This is a genomic window from Streptomyces prasinopilosus (assembly GCF_001419695.1).
GTDB lineage: Bacteria > Actinomycetota > Actinomycetes > Streptomycetales > Streptomycetaceae > Streptomyces > Streptomyces prasinopilosus.
In genome coordinates this window covers 1-3,614 of sequence record NZ_LIRG01000739.1, presented here as the reverse complement: position 1 = coordinate 3,614, position 3,614 = coordinate 1, and the positions used below count along the sequence as shown (strand labels likewise).

The following is a 3,614-nucleotide window of genomic DNA, read 5'->3' as shown; positions in this document are numbered from 1 at the left end:
GGTGCGGGCGACGCCCGACGCACCGCCCCACGCCCTCCGCACGTCGGGCACCGCCCGCACCGCCCGCACCCTCCGCACCGCCCGCACGCCCCTCGCACACGTCCGCACCACACGTCCGAAGCTTCCCTCTTCCGACAGGAACCGGAACCCGTGGCATGACCTTCTGCCTGCTCCTGCTGAGCGTTGTCGCCGTGACGGCCGCCGGGCCCGCGCCCCGCGCGCTGTCCCGGGCGAAGTGGCCGGAGCGGGAGCCGGTGGTCGCCCTGTGGGCCTGGCAGTGCCTGGTCGCCACGGTCCTGCTGTGCTGCGTGAGCGCCCTGGCCCTGGCCGCCGCGGCCGTCTTCGGCACGGTCCGCGCCCAGCTCTTCGCCCCGGCCCCGCCCGCGGTGACCGCGGCGTACGACCTGTCCGCCGCCCCGCCCTGGACGGCCGCCCTCACCGTGCTGCTGGCCTGCGGCGCGGCCTGGACCACGGCCGTGCTCGGACGGGAACTGGTCGACGCCCGCCGGCGCCGGGCCCGGGCTCGGGCGCACCTGCGGGAGCGCGTCCCCGACCTGCCCGCCGGTCTCCCCGCGCCCCGCGGGCCCCTGCTGGTCCTCGAGGACGAGTACCCGGACGCCTGGTGGATGCCGGGCAGCCCGCCCCGGCTGATCGTCACCACCGGCGCCCTGCGCCGCCTCACCGACCATCAGGTCGACGCCGTCCTCGCCCACGAACGCGGCCACGCCCGCGCCCACCACCACTGGCTGCTGCACCTCTCCACCGCCCTGGCCACCGGCTTCCCCCGCGTCCCGCTCCTCACCCACTTCTGCGACCAGACCCACCGCCTGGTCGAGCTCGCCGCCGACGACACGGCCTCCCGCCGCTGCGGCCACATGACCACGGCACTGGCCCTGATCGAGCTCAACCAGCACCGGGGCGTGCTGTCCTGCGCCTCCAGCCACCGCCTGCTCGGCGAGCGCGTCGACCGGCTCCTGAAGCCCCCGCCCCGCCTCGGCCGCCGCGACCGCGCCCTGACCACCACGGCGGCGGCCCTGGTCCCGCTCCTTCCCCTCCTGATCGCCTTCGCCCCGGGCCTCACCGCCCTGCCGTAGCCCCGGGAGCCGCACATCCGACCCCCGGCACCCAGCACCCGAAGCCCGGCATCCGGCATCCGGCATCCGGCATCCGGCAAGCAGCGTGCGCTGCCGGTGCCCGGCGCCCGTCGGCTACATCCAGTCCTCGGGCTCCGGCTCGGCGTCCATCTCGGGCCAGTCGTGGTCGGACACGGCCCCGGACCCGGCACGGTCCTGTGCGGGGGCGGCGCCCCCGGTGCCGCTCTCCCCGGCCGCATCCGGCCCCCGCGCCCCGGCCGGGGCCTCCGCCGGTGGTCCGCCCCTCGGCCCGTCCAGCGCACCGAGCACCTCCAGCACGCCCTCCCCGTACGTCGCGAGTTTCTTCTCCCCCACTCCGCCGATCCCGCCGAGCTCGGCGACCGAGCCCGGCCAGGCCGTGACGATCTCGCGGAGTGTGGCGTCGTGGAAGATGACGTACGCGGGGACGCCCTGCTCGCGGGCCTGTTCGGCACGCCAGGCGCGCAGTGCCTCGAAGGCCGGGAGGAGTTCCTCGGGCAGTTCGGCCGCCGCGGCCCTGGCCCTGCCCTTCCCCGAGCCCGAGCCCGAGGACCCGGTCCGGGAGGCCGCCGGCTTCTTCGGCTCCTTGCGCAGCGGCACCTCCCGCTCGCGCCGCAGCACGGTCCCGCTGGCCTCGGTCAGCACCAGCGTGCCGTAGTCCCCCTCGACCGCGAGCAGCCCCTGGGCCAGCAGCTGCCGGACGACGCCCCGCCACTCGCCCTCCTCCAGATCGTCGCCGATCCCGAACACGGAGAGCTGGTCGTGGTCGAACTGGATGACCTTGGCGGTGCGCTTGCCCAGCAGGATGTCCACGATCTGCACCGCGCCGAACTTCTGCCCGCGCTCCCGCTGCAGCCGGACCACCGTGGACAGCACCTTCTGCGCCGCGACGGTGCCGTCCCAGGTCTCCGGCGGGGTGAGGCAGGTGTCGCAGTTGCCGCAGCCCGCCGGGTCGGGGGTGTCCTGGCCGAAGTAGGCCAGGAGCTGCCCGCGCCGGCACCGGACCGTCTCGCACAGGGCGAGCATCGCGTCCAGGTGCTGACCGGCCCGGCGCCGGAACGCCTCGTCGCCCTCCCCGGACTGGATCAGCTTGCGCTGCTGGATGACGTCGTTGAGGCCGTACGCCATCCAGGCCGTGGACGGCAGCCCGTCACGGCCCGCACGGCCCGTCTCCTGGTAGTAGCCCTCGACGGACTTGGGCAGGTCGAGGTGGGCGACGAACCGGACGTCCGGCTTGTCGATGCCCATGCCGAAGGCGATGGTCGCCACCACGACCAGGCCCTCCTCCCGCAGGAAGCGGGACTGGTGCGCGGCACGCGTCCCCGCGTCCAGTCCCGCGTGGTACGGCACCGCCTCGATGCCGTTGCGGACGAGGAACTCGGCGGTCTTCTCCACGGAGTTGCGGGAGAGGCAGTAGACGATGCCCGCGTCGCCCGCGTGCTCCTCCCGCAGGAAGTTCAGCAGCTGCTTCCTGGGGTCGGCCTTGGGCACGATCCGGTACTGGATGTTGGGGCGGTCGAAGCTCGCCACGAAGTGCCGGGCGTCCGGCATGGCCAGCCGCTCGGTGATCTCCCGGTGCGTGGCGTGCGTGGCCGTCGCGGTGAGCGCGATCCGGGGCACGTCCGGCCAGCGCTCGCCGAGCAGCGACAGGGAGAGGTAGTCCGGGCGGAAGTCGTGCCCCCACTGGGACACGCAGTGCGCCTCGTCGATCGCGAAGACGGAGATCTTCCCCCGCGACAGCAGGTCCAGCGTGCTGTTCAGCCGCAGCCGCTCCGGCGCGAGGTACAGCAGGTCCAGCTCGCCGGCGAGGAACTCGGCCTCGGCGACGCGCCGCTCCTCGAAGTCCTGCGTGGAGTTCATGAACCCGGCGCGCACGCCGAGCGCCCGCAGCGCGTCCACCTGGTCCTGCATCAGCGCGATCAGCGGCGAGACGACGACTCCCGTACCCGGTCTGACCAGGGCCGGGATCTGGTAGCACAACGACTTGCCGCCGCCGGTCGGCATGAGCACCACGGCGTCCCCGCCCGCGATCACATGCTCGATCACCGCCTGCTGCTCACCGCGGAAGGAGTCGAATCCGAACACCCGGTGCAGCGCCGCCAGCGCCCCGCTCTCCGTCACTGTCATCCCACCACTACCGTCCGTCCCACCCATCGTCCCGCCCCCCGTACGGCCACTCGCGGCCGCCACGTCCACTGCGGCCGTTCTCGACCACTGCGCCCACGATAGGCGCCTTCACCGACATCCCCGGAGTTGTCCACAGAGCACCGCCCCGGACGTGTCCACAGGGCCCCGGATCCGTCACCTCCGCACATCGGCGGTCACGGTCCGCTCACCTTGCGCACAGCCGCGCTCCGCCGCGAGCCGGGACGACAGGCGGCCCGGCACCCCCCGAGCGGGTGCCGGGCCGCCTGTCGTCGGCGGGCGCCGGGTCAGCGCACGAACACCCCCGCGGTCCCCGCCAGCTCCAGGAAGTACTGCGGTGCCACGCCCAGCACCACC

Annotated in this window: 2 protein-coding genes; one reads left to right on the top strand and one right to left on the bottom strand. The window is 74.4% G+C overall.

What is annotated here, in order from left to right; all coding sequences use genetic code 11:
* Nucleotides 1-155 precede the first annotated feature (155 nt).
* Nucleotides 156-1,094: a M56 family metallopeptidase gene (locus AOK18_RS25590; protein WP_055695869.1), complete on the top strand. Its 939-nt coding sequence runs from the start codon at nt 156-158 to the stop codon at nt 1,092-1,094.
* Between the two features lie 114 nt (nt 1,095-1,208).
* Here the strand turns inward: AOK18_RS25590 and recQ are convergent, their stop codons facing one another.
* Nucleotides 1,209-3,266 (bottom strand): DNA helicase RecQ, encoded by a 2,058-nt coding sequence (gene recQ, locus AOK18_RS25585; RefSeq protein ID WP_055695868.1) that lies wholly within the window; start codon nt 3,264-3,266, stop codon nt 1,209-1,211.
* Between the last annotated feature and the right edge of the window lie 348 nt (nt 3,267-3,614).

Excerpts from the sequence above, each read along its gene's own strand:
- recQ (WP_055695868.1), bottom strand. The coding sequence starts at position 3,266 with ATGGGTGGGACGGACGGTAGTGGTGGGATGACAGTGACGGAGAGCGGG.
- AOK18_RS25590 (WP_055695869.1), top strand. The coding sequence starts at position 156 with ATGACCTTCTGCCTGCTCCTGCTGAGCGTTGTCGCCGTGACGGCCGCC.